This window comes from Streptomyces enissocaesilis (genome assembly GCF_039533765.1).
Classification (GTDB): domain Bacteria; phylum Actinomycetota; class Actinomycetes; order Streptomycetales; family Streptomycetaceae; genus Streptomyces; species Streptomyces enissocaesilis.
Window position 1 is genome coordinate 1 of record NZ_BAAAUD010000050.1, and the last position, 16,853, is coordinate 16,853.

Consider the following 16,853-nt stretch of genomic DNA (forward strand, 5'->3'; position numbering starts at 1 on the left):
GCGGACCGCCAGCGCCGCGCGCTCGCCCAGGGACTGCCCTCCCTGATCGACCTGATCACCACACAGAGCACCACCCCCTGACCGACCGGGCGGGCGACCGACCGGACGACCGGACGGCCGGCACAAGAGCGGGGCCGGGTCCGAACCGGTCAGCCGTTGAGGTGGCGTTCCATCCAGTCGGCCGCGGCGCGACGGAACAGCCGCCGGTTGTCCGCCCGCAAGAACTCGTGCCCTTCGTTCCTCAGCAGCAGCAGCTCCGAGGGGATGCCGTGCTCGCGTGCCGCCCGTACCACCTGCTCCGACTCGCCGGGCGGGACGTTCGTGTCGTGCTCACCGTGGACCGCCAGCAGCGGGACCCGCAGCGCGTCGATGCGGCTCATGGGGGACAGCGCGTGCAGGAGTTCCCGGTCGTGTTCGGGATGGCCGTACTTGGCCGCGGCCGACTCCGCGATCCACGGCTCGGTCCCGGCGAAGAAGGTCGCGAAGTCCGACATGCCGCAGACGGCGACGCCGGTACGGAACAGGTCCGGGTGCCACACCAGGGACGCGAGCACCAGATAGCCGCCGTACGAGCGTCCCATCACGGCCAGCCGTGTGGGATCGGCGAGTCCGGCTGTGACGACGTGCGCGGCGCAGTCGGCGACATCGTCGATCGCCGCGAACCGCCCGGTGCCCAGGTCCGCGTCCACGAAGGAGCGGCCCCAGCCCGACGAGCCCCGGACATCGGGCGCGAAGACGTCCAGTCCACGGCCGAGCAGTTCGTGGTAGAGCGGATTGAAGACCGGCCGTTCCTGCTCCTCCGGCCCGCCGTGCAGGTGGATCACGCAGGGTGCCGGTCCGCCGGTGTCACGGTCCGCCGCCCGGTAGTACCAGCCGCCGAGCGGCAGGCCGTCGCGGGCGCGCAGGCGCACCGGCCGGGGACGGACCGGCGGGCGGCCCGGTGGTACGGCGTCCTCGTCCCGCGCCGACCAGCCCGTGCGCACGGGGGGCAGCGAAGACGCGCCGTCGGGAAGCCGCCACACGCCCGGCCGGCGCTGGGAGCCGGAGAGCGCGAGGAACATGCCCCCCGGCCCGGTCGGGACGATGCGTGTCACCACCTCGTGCGGCAGCGGTACGGCAACGGCCTGCGGCGGGGGCGCGCCGCTGTCCTGCCCTGCGATGGGGAGGGTGAGGACTTCCAGCTCGCTCGCACCGTGCACGTTCCAGGCGAGGACGGCCGACCCACCGTCGTCGGAGACGGTCAGCAGCTCGAGGCCCGCGGCGTCACGCCCGGCCACCGCGTCGAGGCCGAGACACTCGCCCCCGGCGCCCAGCGTGGCGACCAGGAGGGCCGGGAACTCGCGGTCGGCGTCGCTGCGCAGCCACAGGGTGCGCCCGTCGGGCGAGAACCGGCCGATCCACGGATCGCCGTCGGCCACCGGCACCGCGCACGTCGTCCGCGCGTCGGTGGTGCGCACCACCATCGCTTCACGCCGCCCGCGTGGGCCGCGGCGCAGGAGCGCGAAACGGCCGTCGGCGCTGATGTCGCACACCCGCAGGGTGGCGGCGCCGGCCTCGGTGGCCAGCAGGACGGGCGAGCCCACTCCCTCGGGGTCGATGAGGTACGCGGCCAGCCCGCCGCTCGTCACCTCGCTGCCCGGGGGGCGCCCGGTCGCCGACGCGGCCGTCCCCGGACGCGGACCGGGCCCTGCGTGGTCCCGGTTGCCGCCGCCGAGCAGGGTGGCGTGGCCGTCCCGGTCGGCCCAGCCCGCGGGCAGCGCCGCGAGCTGCGCGTCGGCGCGGAACGCGCCGTGGGTGTGGCCGGCCGTGCCGGACCCCGCGGCCACGGCGGCCACCGCGTCCACGGTGGCCGGTTCGGCGACGGTGACGGCCAGGGCCGAGCCGTCGCGCGTCCAGCGGCCCAGCTGGGCGAACTGGCCCGGTTCGGCGCCGGCGAGCACCCGGCGGCCGGTGCCGTCGGGCCGTACGCACAGCACTCGGGTGTGCTCACCGCCTCCCGGAGCGGTGGTGTACGCGATCCAGCGGCCGTCGGGTGACCAGGAGACCTCCGTCACCGGGTCCGGATCGGCGTCCAGGAGGTGGGCGGCGCTGCCGTCGGCGGCCGCGGACCACAGCTGCGGTACGCCGGCCCGGTCGCAGATGAAGGCCACCTGCGCGCCCGTGGGGTCCGCCGACGGATACCAGCAGCCGTGGACCACCAGGGGTGTCGGAGTGTCCCGGGCTCCCGGGGCGTCCGGCAGGGGCGTCACCGCCGGGGCCGAGGCCGCGGTCGGAGGGCGGCCCGGCGAGAACCGGTCCGGCGTGCCCGGGAACGCGCCCGGGAACGCCGCCGTGGTCGCGGAGGGGGCGGACGAGGGGGGAGCCTTCCCCGGCTCCCGCGGCCGCCGCTCGCCGATCACCTGATTCCGTGCGTCTGCAGCCATATCTCCAGCAAAGCCACCTGCCACAGGGCGTTGGCTCCCCGCTTGGTCCGGTGCGCGTCGGGCGCCGCCAGGAGTTCGGCGACGTACGGCTCGCGGAAGACGCCCCGCTGCCGGGCTTCGGGAGCGGACAGGGCTTCACGCACGCGTTCGAGTACCGGTCCGGCCATGTGGCGGATCGCCGGGACCGGGAAGTACCCCTTGGGGCGGTCGACGACTTCGCGGGGCAGGACCTGACGGCCGGCGTCCTTCAGCACCCCCTTGCCCCCTTGCGCGAGCTTCAGCTCCGGCGGGCACGCGGCGGCCAGTTCGACCAGTTCGTGGTCGAGGAACGGCACCCGGGCCTCCAGGCCCCAGGCCATGGTCATGTTGTCCACCCGCTTGACCGGGTCGTCGACCATCATGACGTGGACGTCCAGCCGGAGCGCCGCGTCGAGCGCGGTCTCGGCGCCGTCGACCGCCATGTGGGCCCGGACGAAGTCGCCGGAGGCGTCATGGCCGACCAGCATGTGCGGCTGGAGCATCCGGGCCAGGTCGGCGTGCGGCCGGTCGAAGTACACGTCGGCATACGTCTCGGGCTCCTGCTCGCGCTCGACGGCGGCCATCGCCGGATACCAGTGGTAGCCGGCGAGGATCTCGTCCGCGCCCTGTCCGCTCTGGACGACGGTGAGCTCTTTGGCGACCTGCTCCGACAGCATGTGGAAGGCGACGGTGTCATGGCTGACCATCGGCTCGCTCATGGCCTCCACCGCGCCGTCCAGCCCGGTCGACACGCGGTCGGAGGGGATCATGAGCTGGTGGTGGTCCGTGGCGAACCGCTTCGCCACGAGGTCCGAGTAGCTGAACTCGTCGCCCTCCTCACCGTTCTCCGACTCGAATCCCACGCTGAAGGTCGACAGGTCGGTCTGCCCCTCTTCGGCCAGCAGGGCCACGATCAGGCTCGAGTCCAGGCCGCCCGACAGCAGTACACCCACCGGCACGTCCGCGACCATCCGGCGGCGTACGGCCGTGCGGAGGGCGTCCAGCACCGCGTCCCGCCAGTCGGCCGCGTCCATGCCGGCGTACGCGGACCTGCGGGTGTACGACGGCTGCCAGTAGCGGTGCTCCTGGTACCGGCCGTCCCGCTCCACGACCCGCACGGTGGCCGGGGGAAGCTTGCGCACCCCGGCGAGCACGGTCCGCGGCGCGGCCACTGTGGCGTGCCAGCTCAGGTACTGGTGCACCGCCACCGGGTCGAGGGAGGTGTCCACCCCGCCGCCCGCGAGCAGCGCCGGCAGGGTCGAGGCGAACCGCAGGCGGTCCGCCCCCTCGGTCAGGTACAGCGGTTTGATGCCCAGGCGGTCGCGGGCCAGCACCAGGCGGCCGGTGTCGTGTTCGGCGATGGCGAAGGCGAACATCCCGAAGAGGTGCTCGACGCAACCGGTGCCCCACTGACGGTAGGCCTTGAGCAGCACTTCGGTGTCCGAGGTGGAGAAGAAGCGGTGCCCGAGGCCCTCCAGCTTCCTGCGGAGCTCCTGGTAGTTGTAGATGCAGCCGTTGAAGACGCCGGTGAGTCCGTTCTGCGCATCGGTCATGGGCTGGGCCCCGCGCTCGGACAGGTCGATGATCTTCAGTCGGCGATGCCCCAGAGCCACCGCGCCCTGCGACCACATGCCCCGCCCGTCGGGACCGCGCGCCGCGAGCCGGTCAGTCATCCGTTCGACCGCTGCGACGTCGGGCCGCCCGCCGTCGAACCTCATCTCTCCGCTCAGTCCGCACATGCGGCACCCCCGCGGTTGCCGGCCGCAGGGACTCCCGGCAGCAGGATCCCCCTCGTCGGATCGGCGGTGTCGAGTTCCTCCGCCCCTGCAGTAACACTCACGGCTTCTCCTCACAGAAAATTCCGTCGGACCCACGGCCGCGCTGCCCCGTCGCGGTAACACTGGGTCGCTGACAGGTCGTCGTTGTCGTCTGCGGGTTCCCCGCGCGATACCACATATGCCCCACAGGTAACATCCGCCCGTTCGGTGTGCCCGGGAGCCCCGCCGTCACGGCGGGGCTCCCGGGCACAGCAGGAACAGGGCCGTGTCGTCCCTGCGGTCGCCCGACGGCCGTGCGTGCCGCACGAGGCCGTCGGCTAGGGCTTCGAGGTCGTGGTCCCCGGCGCTGAGGGCTTCGGCGAGGTCCGCGGTCGCGTCCTCGATGTCGGTGCCCGGTGTTTCGACCAGACCGTCGGTGAACAGGGCCAGGACGGCGCCGGGCGGCAGGGCGACGTCGACCGCCTGGTAGTCCGCCGCGGGGTCGATGCCGAGGAGGAGTCCGGGCGGCAGGGCGGGGCTTCGGGTACGCCCTCCGGGGTGGCGCAGGAGCGGCGGAGGGTGGCCCGCGGTCGCCAGGCACGCGCGCCGGCGGGCGAGATCGAGCTGGACGTACAGGCAACTGGTGAACAGTCCCGGGTTCAGGTCGGTGAGAAGGCGGTTGGTCCGCGCGAGAACGTCGTCGGGGGACGCGCCGGCCATGGCGTGGGCCCGCACGGCGGTACGGACCTGCCCCATCAGGGCGGCCGCGGTGACGCTGTGCCCCTGGACGTCTCCGATGACCGCGGCGGCCGTGGTGTCGTCGAGGCGGATCAGGTCGTAGAAGTCGCCCCCGACGTCCATGCCGCGGGTGGCGGGCAGATAACGGGCCGCCACCCGCAGGCCGGGGAACTCCGGCAGTGTCTGGGGCAGCAGGCTCTCCTGGAGGCTGCGGGCGAGTCCGCTCTTGGTGTCGTACAGATGAGCGCGGTCCAGTGCCTGGGCGGCCAGTCCGCCGAACGCCGTCAGCAGGGCGCGTTCGTCGTGCCCGAAGACGTGGGGGCGCGCATAGGCCAGTACGCAGCAGCCGATCGGACGCCCCGAGGCGAGGAGGGGGAGGAAGGCCCAGGCGTTGTTGCCGTCGTCGGCCATGGAGCCGGGAAAGGCGTCGCCGAGTTCGCGGCGGGAGGCGAAGAAGGCCGGCTCGCCCGTTTCCACCACGCGTCCGCCAGGGCTGTCCGGCGTCAGCGCGGCCCCGTCGAAATGCGCCACCCCCCGCGAGCTGTAGCCGTGATGACCTCGCACGCGGAGCCTTCCCGCCTGTGCGGCGAGCAGTACGACGGCCTGGGCACCGAAGCTGGGTGCGATCTGGCCGACCACCAGCCGGATCACATCGGGCACGCTGAGGGCCTCGGTCAGTGCGGCGGCGAGATGGGCCAGCTGGTACAGCACCCCCGCGCCGGTCGGTCCCGCCCCCGTCCGCGGTACCGCGGTCCGGGCCGGCGCGGATACGTGCGCGCCCGTGGCGACACGGGAGCGGGCGATGCGGACGCTGATCCCCCGGGCATCGGGATAGAGCTCGAAGGACAGCCACAGGCCGTCCGGGCGCCGGACCATGAAGGATGTGGGATGACGGCTCATCACCGCCGATCGGTAGCGGTCCTCGAACACCGGGTCGTCCAGCCAGGGCAGGCTCTCCCAGGGGCGCGCCCCGAGCAGGGTCGGGACGTCACCGCCGACCAGCGCCGCGCCGACCGGGGTGATGAACGTGATCCTGCCGTCGAGATCGAGCGCGCAACCGCCCTCCGGAAGCCGCTCGGCGAAGTCCACCGCCGCCGACGCCTCGGTCTGGGTGAGCGTTCGCCGCCGCGGTACCGGCATGATCCGCGGTCCGGCCTCCGGCAGGACCGGACGGCCGCCGTCGGCGGCGCGGCGCAGAGCCGCGCCGACATAGCCGCATGCCTTCTGGACAGCCCGTTGCCGTTCCCGTTCGATCACCGGGGGGTGGGATCCCGGCCACAGCAGCAGCAGTCCGCCCCAGGTCCGCTGCGCGCTGAGGGCCGGAGCGGCGGCGAGGGCGAACGAGTACGGCAGCGCGAGGCCGAGGCGGGGGTAGCGGCGGGCCAGCTCCCCCTCGGCCCCGACCCACACCAGCCGGCCTTCCCGCACCGCTTCGGCCAGTGGGCCCGAGGCCGACATCCCGACCCTGGCCCAGGGCATCGCCAGGCTGGACGGCACTCCGGCGAGGACAGCGGCGGAGAGCACGTGACCGTCCGACGACAGTACGTAGATCCCGCCGCCGTACGCCCCGGTCTCGCGCAGCGCCCGGGAGAGCAGCCGGTCCAGCACTTCCGGCGCCCCGGCCTCCTCCGGCGAAGCCATGTCCTACTCCCCTGTTTCCCCTGTTCGCCTGCACGGCCGCACGCGGCTACGGCCCCTGTGGGCACGCCGCGAAGCCTCACGCCTCATGAGACCGCCCTTTCAGGGTGCGGAAAATAACACCGTATACGGACATTACGCCCACCGCGTGGCGGTACGCCCGCGCGAGCTTCCGGAGGCCGCGCCCCGCCGCCTTCCCGCCCGCACCGCACGAGACCGGCGGTCCCGCCCGTCCGCGCACCGGTTCCGGCGCCTCACGGGCCGTCCCGTACGGCCGTCGCCACCGCGCCGATAATCCGACGGCGTGAAACGGATGCAGCGGGTCGTCGGCTCGGCGGTGGGTGACGCGCCGGGCGGCCCCTTCGAGTTCGGCCCCGCCGGGGCGTTCTCCACGCGGTTCCCGGCGCACCGTGCCGACGACGAGATGTGCGGAGGCGGCGGCTGGGAGCCCGGCGAGGCCACGGACGACACGCAGACGGCCGTCCTGGTGGCGGAGTCGCTGCCGGAACAGAACGGCCTGGACCTGCCGGACCTCTTCGCGCTTCCAGAACTGGGCCGCGTCGGAGCCCAAGGACATCGGCCTGCAGACCGAGGGCGTACTCACCGGCAGCATGCCCTGGGACATGGCCGCCGCAGTCCACTTCCAGGTCGACCAGCACGCCGCGGGCAACGGCTCCTCGATGCGGGCGGCCACCTCCGCGGCCCACTGCGCACGGGAGGGACAGCAGGCCACGATGGACGCCGCCCGTCGCATCGCCGCCCTGACCCATGGCGACCGCGCCGCCTGGGAGGGGACGGCCGTCTTCCACGAACTCGTACGGGTCGCGCTGGAGGGCGCCGAGCCCCTCGGCGCCCTCCCCCGCGTCCTGGACCACGCCCCCCGGACCACCGTCAGCGATACGCCACCGTCCTCGCCCCTAGCTGGCACCCCGACCGGGCCACCGAGTTCGACGGAGCCGTCTGGCCGGGCCTGGGCTCCGCCGTCTGGGCCCTGCGCACGACGGCCGGTTACGAGGACGCGGTCCGCGCCGCGATCGACCTCGGCGGTGACACGGAAACCGTCGCCGCGGTCACCGGCGGTCTCGCCGGCGCGTACTACGGACTGGACGCGATTCCCGCCCGCCGGACCGAGCGTCTGCACGTCCCCCTGCCGGGATCCGGTGGCCGGGTGCTGCGTCTGCCGGATCTGCTCGGCCTCGCGCACCGCCTCGGAACCCGAACCCTGCCGCGGGGAACCGGCAGGGGGCGGAGCCCGCGGCCCGAGGAGCACCGGCCGCTCCGGAGTCCGGGGCGTACGGACGCGCCGTCTGCCTCGTCCGTGAGCCGGTCGCCCCCGGTGCGGGCCGGTGGCACGTACCGGTCGTCATGTACCGATTGCCATGTATCCGCGCGGTGAACGGCGCGCAGGGGCGGAGGCGACGGGCCGGGCGGCCGCGGCGTGTCAGTGCTTCCGCCGCACCGACACGCCCACGAGCCACACGGCGAGAATCGCCGCGGACGCCACTGCGGCCCTCCGGCCGCGGAACGCCCGGACGCCGTTGGGCAACAGGTCGCGGGCGCGGTCGAACACGCTCAGGGGAATCCCGGCCAGGGCGTTGCCGGGCGGCCGGCGCGGCACGGTCGGATGCGGACGGGTGGGAGCGGTGCGACGGACGGTCTCCCAGGTCGAGCCCAGACGGCGCAGGCGCGCGGGGTCATGGCCCAGGACCTCCTGCAGGCGTGGCAGGAGCAGGTCCTCCTCGTCCCGGATGTCCTGCCGGATCAGGGCGAAGACCTGGCCGGTCAGGTGATCGTGGCGGGGATCGTCCGGGTCCGTGCGCTCGATGTCGGCCACGAGGTCGTTGATCTCCTGGTGTTCCTCCTCGACCCGCGAGGTCAGCGCCTCGCCGTCGGGTGCGAGCCGCCGCAGGGCGGGCCACAGCACGGTCTCCTCGGCGAAGGCGTGGCTGAAGGTCAGCTGGACGATGTCCTTCAGCGTCTGCTGCCGCTCCTCCCGTGGCCGGTCGCCGGATGCGTAGAGGTTCATGAGGCGGTCGAGTTCGGCGTGGTCACGGCGCTGGCGCGCCAGGATGCTGGCCTGGCCGCCGAGTTGCTCGACACTCTGCTGAGCGATGGAGAGAGGCATGGGATGTCCTAACGCGTGGCGCCGGTGCGGGTGCGGCGGGTGAGCAGGACGCCGAGGGCGACCATGCCCAGGCCCAGGACGAAGTGCAGCCAGTTGTCGGCCGTGTTGACGGGGACGAAGTTGGCCGCGCTGTCGTGGTCGATGAACAGGCCGTACAGCCACAGCACCAGGTAGACGGCACCGCCGCCGATGAGGTAGGTGCGGGCGGTGGACGCGGCGCGGGCCATGGCCACACCGGCGACGCCGAACAGCAGGTGCACGATGTTGTGCAGGACGGACACCTGGAACACACCGAGCAGCTTGGCCTCGGAGTGGTGCTCGGCGAACTTCATCGTGTCGTAGTCGGTGGTGATGCCGGGGACGAACCCGAGGACGCCCACCAGCAGGAAGACCGCGCCCACCAGCAGCGCGGCCTGCTGCACAGGGGTCCGGGCGCTCGACGCCGTGCGGTGCCGAGTAGTCATGAGCGCTCTTTTCCTTCTCACAGGGGCGGCCTTGCGGACCCGTCCGATCAGGTCCTCACCGCGCCGGTTACCCCGCCCTCCCGGCATTAGACCGATCCCTCCCGGATCACCCGGCCGCTGTCCCGCCGCGCCCTCGGACGAGTGCTCTGCCGCCTCTGCTGGGCCTTGCCCCCCCAGGCTGGGGGGCAAGGCCCAGCAGGCCGGTGATCAGGCCGCGGACGACAGTTCCTGCCGTACGGTGATCGCGTTGAGGCGGATCGTGTACCGCGCGGTGTCCTCGACGGTCAGGGACCGGGCCTGCTCCGGGCCCAGCGCGACCGTCACATTGACGCAGAAGGCGATGGCGTAGAGCGCGTCCCGCGTCTCCTCGTCCTGGAGGGCGAACAGCAGGTTGTAGTAGTAGCTCGTACGGTCCGCCTCCTCCCGGTAGAAGGAGAGGTGCGTGCCCTCCTGCCGGCCCAGGTCCACGAAGGCTCCGGCGAGGGCCCGCTCGGCCTTGTCCCAGAACGCGGAGTCGGCGGACGGGAACGGAAGGGCCTGGCGCACGGCCTCCTTGAGGGAGAGGACCATGACGCTGACGGGAGCGGTCTCCTGCAGCCCCCAGCCGCGGATGATCTTCACGGTCGAGCAGTCGGGGATGCCGCTCGCCGCCCGGCTGATCTCACCGAAGTCGAAGTCCACGGTCGCCGGGGCGATCGCGTGCTGGAACCCGGCCTCGACGCTCCGCGCCCGGTCCGTGAAGGACGACCCCACCTCGAAGACCGTCTTGAAGGTCGTCTTCCCGGTGGCGATCTGATCGGCCATTGCTGCTCCTAGCGTGTCGGAAGTGATCGCGCCCGGTCGGCAAGTATGCCGTTCGCCCTTCCGTCTCCCGCACGGGGCACGGTCCGTCCCTGCGCCCGTCACGTCCGCCGCACCTGCCGTACCCGCCCTGCCCGTCACAACGGGTCGTCGGGCAGCCAGGACAGGTCGTCCAGGTCCGGCTCCGGCGCCGGCTGCCGGCCGTCGGTCAGGGACTGTTCGGTCCACATGACCTTGCCGGTCGGCGTGTATCTCGTTCCCCACCGGCCCGCGAACTGGGAGACGAGGAACAGACCGCGCCCGCCCTCGTCCGTCGTGGCCGCACGCCGCAGGTGCGGGGCGGTGCTGCTGCCGTCGGACACTTCGCAGATGAGACCGCGCTCGTACATCAGCCGTACGTGGATCGGCTCGGAGCCGTAACGGATCGCGTTGGTGATCAGCTCGCTCAGCATGAGCTCGGTCGTGAACCCGATCTCCCCGAGCCCCCACGTCTCCAGCTGGCGGCCGCACGCGGCGCGGACGGGGGCGACGGCCGCGGGGTCGGGAGCAACGTCCCAGTCCGCGACCCGTGCCGGGTCCAGCAGATGGGTACGGGCCACCAGCAGCGCGATGTCGTCCCGGCGGTGCGGGGGCAGCATGGCGCTGAACACGGCCTGGCAGGTCTCCTCCGGTGTCGCGTCCGCGTGGTCGGCCAGGGTCTGCCGCAGGAGGCGCAGGCCGGTGTCGATGTCGCGGTCGCGGTGTTCGATGAGGCCGTCGGTGTAGAGGACGAGCCGGCTGCCCTCGGGCAGCCGCACTTCGGCGGTCTCGAAGGGCAGGCCGTGGAGGCCCAGGGGTGGAAAGACCGGCACGTCGAGAAAGTCCACCGTGCCGTCGGGACGGACCAGCCCGGGGGCGAAATGCCCCGCCGTGGCCATGGTGCACAGCCCGGAGGCCGGGTCGTAGATGGCGTACAGACAGGTGGCTCCCGTGATGCTGTCGCCGCCGTCGTCCCCCTCTTCCTCGTCGATGCGGGAGACCAGCTCGTCCAGGTGGCCCAGCAGTTCGTCCGGCGACAGGTCGAGTGCGGAGAAGTTGTGGACCGCGGTGCGCAGCCGGCCCATGGTGGCGGCGGCGTGCAGGCCGTGGCCGACGACGTCGCCGACGACCAGGGCGACCCGCGCCCCCGGCAGCGGGATGGCGTCGAACCAGTCGCCGCCCACCCCGGCCTGCGCGGGCAGGTAGCGGTACGCGACGTCCAGGGCGTCCTGCTCGGGCAGGACGCGGGGCAACAGGCTGCGCTGGAGGGTCACGGCCATGGCGTGTTCGCGGGTGAAGCGACGGGCGTTGTCGATGGCGACCGCGGCGCGGGCGGCGAGTTCCTCGGCGAACGCCAGGTCCTCCTCCTCGAAACACCCGGTGGACTGCGAGCGCCAGAAATTGACCATGCCCAGGACGACACCGCGTGCCTGCAGCGGCACCGAGACGAGAGAGTGGATGCCGTAGGCGAGGGCATGGCCGGCCCCTACGGGGTCCTGGGCCCGCCAGCCGTGGGCGACCCTCAGATCGGCTTCGAGCACCGCACGGCCGCTCGCCAGAGCCGCTGCCATCGGCGTGGTGGGGACGACGAACCTGACCAGGTCGCCCACCGGCTGGAAGGGGCGGTCCTCGCCGACACCGCTCACGGCCGCGCGGCGCATTTCGGTGTGCGCACCGGTAGGCTCCTCGCCGCGCAGTACGGGATCCAGCAGCTCCACCGTGGCGAAGTCCGCGAACCGGGGGACCGCCACCTCCGAGAGCTCCTCGGCGGTGCGCATCACGTCCAGTGTGGTCCCGATCCGCACCCCGGCCTCGTACAGCAGTTTCAGGCGCTCCCGGGCGACCTCGGCCGCGCCGGACAGCACCCGCAGCTCGGTGGTGTCCCGGAACGTCGCGGCAGTGCCGGGGGGGCCGCCGTACGGGGCGGTTGGGCGTGTGTTGACGGCCAGCAGCCGGTCACCGGCCAGGTGGATCTCGTCGGTCACCGCGCGGCCCGAGGCCAGCAGCGTGGCGATGGGGGCGTCGAGGCCCAGGTCGGTGACGTGCCGCCCCTCCGCGCCGGCGGGCAGCTCCAGGAGCCTGCGCGCCTCGTCGTTCACCAGTGTCAGCCGGTCGTCGTCCCCGATGATGAGCACCCCCTCCCGGACGGCGTGCAGAACCGCGTCGTGGTGTTCGTACATCCGGGTCATCTCGGCGGGGCCGAGGCCGTGCGTCTGCCGTCGCAGCCTCCTGCTCACGAGTACGGCGCTGCCTGTGGCCAGGGCGAGCGCGCCGACGGCGGAGACGAGGAGCACCGGCAGGTGGCGGTCCACCGCGTCCCCGACGTTCTCGACCGTGACGCCCGCCGTGACCAGGCCGACGACGGAACCGTCGGCGTCGGTGACGGGGACGACGGCCCGGGCCGCGTCGTTCGGGGCACCCTTGAAGATCTCCGTGAAGGCCTCTCCGGCAGCGGCGCGTTCCACGCCCTCGGTGCGCTTGCCGACCAGCCTCGGATCGGTGTCGGCGTACCGGGTGCCGTCCGGCGCCATCACCACCATGAAGTCCACGCCCGATCCCCGCTGGGCCGCGTCCATGTGGGTCCGCAGCGCGGCGGCCGGGTCACGGGACCGCAGCGCCTCGACGGTGCCGGGGGCCCGCGCGAAGGACGCCGCGGCGGCGAGGGACCGGTTCTGGGCGTCCCGCTCGCTGTCCTGGCGCGTCTGGAACGCGAGCGCGACCACCGCGGCCGTGATCAGCAGCACGGCGACCACGATCTGGAGGAGGAGCACCTGACCCGCGGCGCTGCGCACCTCCAGCAGGGAACGCACACCTCGCCGCGACGCGCCTCCGAGACGTCCACTCATGCACCATTTTTAGCATTAAGTTACTTTTCGGGCGCAGGTCCCGCAGGTCCCGCAATTCGCGGCCGGAGCGAATCAGCGGCGGGCCACCGGGCCGGGACCGGCGACGACGGTGGCGCGCACGGGCTCACGCGCTCTTCCGCGGGGCGATCTCCTGGATCAGGCCCTCGACGAGCGCCTTGATCTCGTCGCGGATGGGGCGTACGGATTCGACGCCCCGACCGGCCGGGTCTTCGAGCTCCCAGTCGAGGTAGCGCTTGCCGGGGAAGACGGGGCAGGTGTCCCCGCAGCCCATGGTGATGCACACGTCCGACGCCTCGACCACGTCGACGGTGAGGATCTTGGGGGTCTCGGCGGACATGTCGACGCCCACCTCACGCATGGCCTCCACGGCCGCCGGATTCACCGAGTCGGCCGGGGCGGAACCGGCGGAGCGGACCTCGACGCGGTCCCCGGCCAGATGGGCGAGCCAGGCCGCGGCCATCTGGGAGCGGCCGGCGTTGTGGACGCAGACGAACAGCACGGAGGGCTTGTCGGACACGGCGGGTCTCTTCTCGCGCAGGACGGGCACACATCAGCACCCGATGGTGTCAGCCACCACTGATGTGACAGTATCAGCGCATGATGACGTCAGTCGACACTGAACTGATCCGGGTCCTGGCAGACCCCCTCAGGCTCCGGATCGTGAACCTGCTCGCCCGCGAGACGCTGTGCACCACGCACCTCGTGGCGGAGACCGGCGCCAGGCAGACCAACCTCTCCAACCACCTGAGAGTGCTGCGCGAGGCCGGGGTGGTGGAGACCGAGCCGTGCGGCCGCTTCACCTACTACAAGCTGCGCCCCGACGTCATCGCCCAGCTCGCCGGCCGGTTCGCAGAGCTGGCCGCATCCGCTCGTACCGCTGCCGAGAACAAGAGGGCCTGTCCGTGACCCCCACGCAAGCACCCGCGACCGCCGAGGACTCCTCGGTCGTCCGGAAGCTGTCGACCCTCGACCGCTTCCTCGCCGTATGGATCCTGATCGCCATGGGCCTGGGGCTGGGCCTCGGACGGCTGGTCCCCGGCCTGAACGACGCCCTCGCCGAGGTCGAGATCGGCGGCATCTCGCTGCCGATCGCCGCGGGTCTGCTGATCATGATGTATCCGGTCCTCGCCAAGGTCCGCTACGACGGGCTCGACGCGGTCACCGGCGACAAGAAGCTCATGGTCTCGTCGCTGGTCGTCAACTGGGTCGTCGGCCCGGCGCTCATGTTCGCGCTGGCCTGGATCTTCCTTCCCGACCTGCCCGAGTACCGCACCGGCCTGATCATCGTCGGCCTGGCCCGCTGCATCGCGATGGTCATCATCTGGAACGACCTGGCCTGCGGCGACCGCGAAGCCGCCGCCGTCCTGGTCGCCCTGAACTCGGTCTTCCAGGTCATCGCGTTCGGCCTGCTCGGGTGGCTCTACCTCGACCTGCTGCCCGGGTGGCTGGGCCTGGGCGAAGGCGGGACGCTCGACATCTCGATGTGGAAGATCGCCCTGAACGTCGTCATCTTCCTCGGCGTCCCGCTGCTGGCCGGGTTCCTGACCCGCCGCGTCGGAGAGCGGAGGATGGGCCGCGAGAGCTACGAGGCGGAGTTCCTGCCGAAGATCGGCCCCTGGGCGCTCTACGGGCTGCTCTTCACGATCGTCGTCCTCTTCGCCCTCCAGGGGAGGACGATCACCTCACAGCCGCTGGACGTGGCCCGCATCGCGCTGCCGCTGCTCGTCTACTTCGCACTGATGTGGTTCGGCACGTTCGCGCTGGGCAAGGCCATCGGCCTGGCGTACGACCGCACCGCCACCCTCGCCTTCACCGCCGCCGGCAACAACTTCGAGCTCGCCATCGCCGTCGCCATCGCCACCTTCGGCGTCACCTCCGGCCAGGCCCTGTCGGGTGTCGTCGGCCCCCTGATCGAGGTCCCCGTCCTGGTGGCCCTCGTCTACGTGTCGCTGGCCCGGCGAAGGAAGTTCGGGGCACCGCCGCTCAGCTCGTGACGCGTCGCCCCGATGCGGTGGTGGCCGGCGGCGGGCGGGGCGGGTNCACCGGCCCGTTCGTGAGCCCCTGCGCGACGGCGTCCCCGCCGGTTGTTCCGTGTACGGACGCGCAGGGCCGGGATCACTTGGTGGCGCCCTGCGCGAAGCCGTTGTAGATCCAGCGCTGGAGGCAGAGGAAGACGACCAGGGTGGGGACGATCACGAGGATGGCGCCTGCCGAGATGTTCTCCCAGTGCGCCCCGAAAGGCCCCTTGAAGCGGAACAGGGCGGTGGAGATGGTGCCGAGCTCCTGGGACGGCATGTAGAGGAAGGGGATGTAGAAGTCGTTGTAGACGGTGATTCCCTTGATGATCACGACCGTGGCCACCGCCGGCTTCAGGAGCGGGAAAATGATCTTCCGGTAGATCGTGAAGGCGTTCGCCCCGTCCAGGCGGGCGGCTTCGTCCAGGGACGTCGGGATACCCCGGATGAACTGCAGGAAGATGTAGATCGAGACGATGTCCGTGCCCATGTACAGCAGGATCGGGGCCCAGCGGGTGTCGAACAGGCCGAAGCCGTTGACGACCTGGAAGGTCGCGACCTGCGTGGTGACACCCGGTACGAGCGTGGCGACGAGGAACAGCGCCATGACGAGCTTCTTGGCGCGGAAGTCGAAGCGGTCGATCGCGTAGGCGGTCATCGAGCCGATGACGACGGTGCCGCTGATGGAGAAGAGCAGGATGAAGGCCGTGTTGCCGAAGGCGGTGAGCATCTTGCCGTCGGTGAACGCGGTGGCGTAGTTGCTGAAGTTGAGCCAGTCGCCCGGCAGGGAGAGCGCGCCCCCGTCGGTGGCTTCCTCCGACGTCTTGAGCGACGTCAGGAAGACGACGACGAGCGGCAGGAGAACCGCCAGGCACGCGGCGATCAGCGACAGGTAGGTCAGGGCCGGTCCGAGCCGGCGGCGTCCGCCGCGTCGGGCGGGCAGGGCCGTGGTCATACGAGGTCCACCTTCTCATCGGGCACGAGACGGCGCTGGATCCAGGTGATCAGGAGAATGATCAGGAGCAGCACGACCGCGGCTGCCGAGGCCAGGCCGGTCTTGTTGAACTGGAAGGCGAGCTTGACCGTCTGGATGACGAAGGTCGAGGTACCGGTCGCGCCGCCCGTCATGATGTACGGGATCTCGAACACGGCGAGGGAGCCGGAGACCGCCAGGATGACGCTGAGGCTGAGCACGGGCTTGATGCTCGGGGCGATGATGTACCGGAACTGCTGCCACTTGCCGGCACCGTCCAGTTCGGCGGCTTCGTACAGCTCTCCGGGGATGGACTGGATCGCGCCCAGGAACAGCACGAAGTTCAGCCCGGTGTACCGCCAGACGGAGACTCCGGCCAGCGACGTGTTCGCGGAGACGGGGTCGCCGAGCCAGGCGTGGTCGGTGTCGGCGCCGAACCAGGACAGCACGGAGTCGAGCGTGCCGCCGTCCTGGAAGAAGTAGAGGAAGACGAAGCCGATGGCGACGCCGTTGACGAGGTAGGGGAAGAAGAGGATCCCCTTGAAGAAGGTGCGGAACCTGAGGTCGAAGCTCAGTACGGCCGCGAAGTACAGCGCGACGGTGATCTGGACGGCGGACGCGGCGAGGTAGTAGCCGCTCACGAAGAAGACCCGGAAGAGTTCCGGCCGGGTGAAGATCTGGGTGTAGTTGTCGACGCCCGTGAAGTCGCGGTCCGGGCTGATGCCGTCCCAGTCGGTGAAGCTGTAGAAGACCATGTTCACCACGGGGACGTAGGTGAACGTGATCAGCAGGGCCAGCGGGATCGCCAGGAACAGCCACGGTGTGATCTGCCGGAGAGGGCTGCTCCGCCAGGAACGGCCCGGAGGGTCGCCGGGCGCGCCGCGCCGCGCGGCCCCGCGGTCCGCCCCGCGCGCCGCGGGAGCCGCTCCCGCGGGGGACTGCGCGGGCGCGGTGTCGGTTGTTTCGGTCATGTCGGCCTTTCTGTCCGCTGATGCCGTACGACAGGGGCCCCGGCC

The 16,853-nt window shown here is 71.9% G+C and carries 12 protein-coding genes and 1 pseudogene; 3 read left to right on the forward strand and 10 right to left on the reverse strand.

Annotated features, from left to right (window positions below):
* Positions 1-149 precede the first annotated feature (149 nt).
* The 3 genes from ABD374_RS25505 to ABD374_RS25515 form a co-directional block, all read right to left on the reverse strand.
* Positions 150-2,423 carry a prolyl oligopeptidase family serine peptidase gene (locus tag ABD374_RS25505; protein WP_344497948.1) on the reverse strand — a complete coding sequence of 758 codons (2,274 nt, stop codon included), beginning with the start codon at positions 2,421-2,423 and terminating at the stop codon, positions 150-152.
* A complete protein-coding gene (locus tag ABD374_RS25510; protein ID WP_344497949.1) occupies positions 2,396-4,180 on the reverse strand; it encodes an N-acetylglutaminylglutamine amidotransferase in 1,785 nt (594 codons plus the stop codon). The genes ABD374_RS25505 and ABD374_RS25510 overlap by 28 nt, the downstream gene beginning before the upstream one ends.
* A 267-nt stretch (positions 4,181-4,447) precedes the next feature.
* Positions 4,448-6,577, reverse strand: a complete 2,130-nt coding sequence (locus ABD374_RS25515; protein WP_344497950.1) for a SpoIIE family protein phosphatase — start codon at positions 6,575-6,577, stop codon at positions 4,448-4,450.
* Between the two features lie 310 nt (positions 6,578-6,887).
* Between ABD374_RS25515 and ABD374_RS25520 the strand changes: the two are divergent.
* Positions 6,888-7,787 (forward strand): annotated as a pseudogene (locus tag ABD374_RS25520) (ADP-ribosylglycohydrolase family protein); the annotation flags it as partial.
* A gap of 228 nt (positions 7,788-8,015) precedes the next feature.
* Here the strand turns inward: ABD374_RS25520 and ABD374_RS25525 are convergent.
* From ABD374_RS25525 to ABD374_RS25545, 5 genes are all read right to left on the reverse strand, one after another.
* The gene (locus ABD374_RS25525; protein ID WP_344497951.1) at positions 8,016-8,699 is read right to left on the reverse strand and encodes a hemerythrin domain-containing protein; all 684 of its coding nucleotides are present in this window, start codon (positions 8,697-8,699) and stop codon (positions 8,016-8,018) included.
* 8 nt (positions 8,700-8,707) lie between these two features.
* Complete coding sequence (locus ABD374_RS25530; protein ID WP_344497952.1) at positions 8,708-9,163, reverse strand: DUF4383 domain-containing protein; 456 nt, start codon at positions 9,161-9,163, stop codon at positions 8,708-8,710.
* A 207-nt stretch (positions 9,164-9,370) separates the two neighbouring features.
* On the reverse strand, positions 9,371-9,967 hold the full coding sequence (locus ABD374_RS25535) for a Type-2Aa cytolytic delta-endotoxin (RefSeq protein ID WP_344497953.1): 597 nt from the start codon (positions 9,965-9,967) through the stop codon (positions 9,371-9,373).
* Positions 9,968-10,101: 134 nt separating this feature from the next.
* Entirely contained in the window at positions 10,102-12,828 is a 2,727-nt protein-coding gene (locus tag ABD374_RS25540; RefSeq protein WP_344497954.1) for a SpoIIE family protein phosphatase, read from the reverse strand.
* A 124-nt stretch (positions 12,829-12,952) separates the two neighbouring features.
* Complete coding sequence (locus tag ABD374_RS25545; protein ID WP_344497955.1) at positions 12,953-13,366, reverse strand: arsenate reductase ArsC; 414 nt, start codon at positions 13,364-13,366, stop codon at positions 12,953-12,955.
* 80 nt (positions 13,367-13,446) lie between these two features.
* Between ABD374_RS25545 and ABD374_RS25550 the strand changes: the two genes are divergently transcribed.
* Positions 13,447-13,755, forward strand: a complete 309-nt coding sequence (locus ABD374_RS25550; RefSeq protein WP_344497956.1) for an ArsR/SmtB family transcription factor — start codon at positions 13,447-13,449, stop codon at positions 13,753-13,755.
* Positions 13,752-14,843 carry an ACR3 family arsenite efflux transporter gene (gene arsB / locus ABD374_RS25555; protein WP_344497957.1) on the forward strand — a complete coding sequence of 364 codons (1,092 nt, stop codon included), beginning with the start codon at positions 13,752-13,754 and terminating at the stop codon, positions 14,841-14,843. Before ABD374_RS25550 ends, arsB begins: the two co-directional genes overlap by 4 nt.
* 121 nt (positions 14,844-14,964) lie before the next feature.
* Here the strand turns inward: arsB and ABD374_RS25560 are convergent, their stop codons facing one another.
* Complete coding sequence (locus ABD374_RS25560) at positions 14,965-15,819, reverse strand: carbohydrate ABC transporter permease (protein WP_344497958.1); 855 nt, start codon at positions 15,817-15,819, stop codon at positions 14,965-14,967.
* Complete coding sequence (locus tag ABD374_RS25565; RefSeq protein WP_344497959.1) at positions 15,816-16,808, reverse strand: carbohydrate ABC transporter permease; 993 nt, start codon at positions 16,806-16,808, stop codon at positions 15,816-15,818. The genes ABD374_RS25560 and ABD374_RS25565 overlap by 4 nt, the downstream gene beginning before the upstream one ends.
* Positions 16,809-16,853: the final 45 nt, after the last annotated feature.

Excerpts from the sequence above, each read along its gene's own strand:
- ABD374_RS25550 (WP_344497956.1), top strand. The coding sequence starts at position 13,447 with ATGATGACGTCAGTCGACACTGAACTGATCCGGGTCCTGGCAGACCCC.
- ABD374_RS25540 (WP_344497954.1), bottom strand. The coding sequence starts at position 12,828 with ATGAGTGGACGTCTCGGAGGCGCGTCGCGGCGAGGTGTGCGTTCCCTG.
- ABD374_RS25535 (WP_344497953.1), bottom strand. The coding sequence starts at position 9,967 with ATGGCCGATCAGATCGCCACCGGGAAGACGACCTTCAAGACGGTCTTC.
- ABD374_RS25525 (WP_344497951.1), bottom strand. The coding sequence starts at position 8,699 with ATGCCTCTCTCCATCGCTCAGCAGAGTGTCGAGCAACTCGGCGGCCAG.
- ABD374_RS25560 (WP_344497958.1), bottom strand. The coding sequence starts at position 15,819 with ATGACCACGGCCCTGCCCGCCCGACGCGGCGGACGCCGCCGGCTCGGA.
- ABD374_RS25505 (WP_344497948.1), bottom strand. The coding sequence starts at position 2,423 with ATGGCTGCAGACGCACGGAATCAGGTGATCGGCGAGCGGCGGCCGCGG.
- ABD374_RS25510 (WP_344497949.1), bottom strand. The coding sequence starts at position 4,180 with ATGTGCGGACTGAGCGGAGAGATGAGGTTCGACGGCGGGCGGCCCGAC.
- ABD374_RS25530 (WP_344497952.1), bottom strand. The coding sequence starts at position 9,163 with ATGACTACTCGGCACCGCACGGCGTCGAGCGCCCGGACCCCTGTGCAG.
- ABD374_RS25565 (WP_344497959.1), bottom strand. The coding sequence starts at position 16,808 with ATGACCGAAACAACCGACACCGCGCCCGCGCAGTCCCCCGCGGGAGCG.
- ABD374_RS25515 (WP_344497950.1), bottom strand. The coding sequence starts at position 6,577 with ATGGCTTCGCCGGAGGAGGCCGGGGCGCCGGAAGTGCTGGACCGGCTG.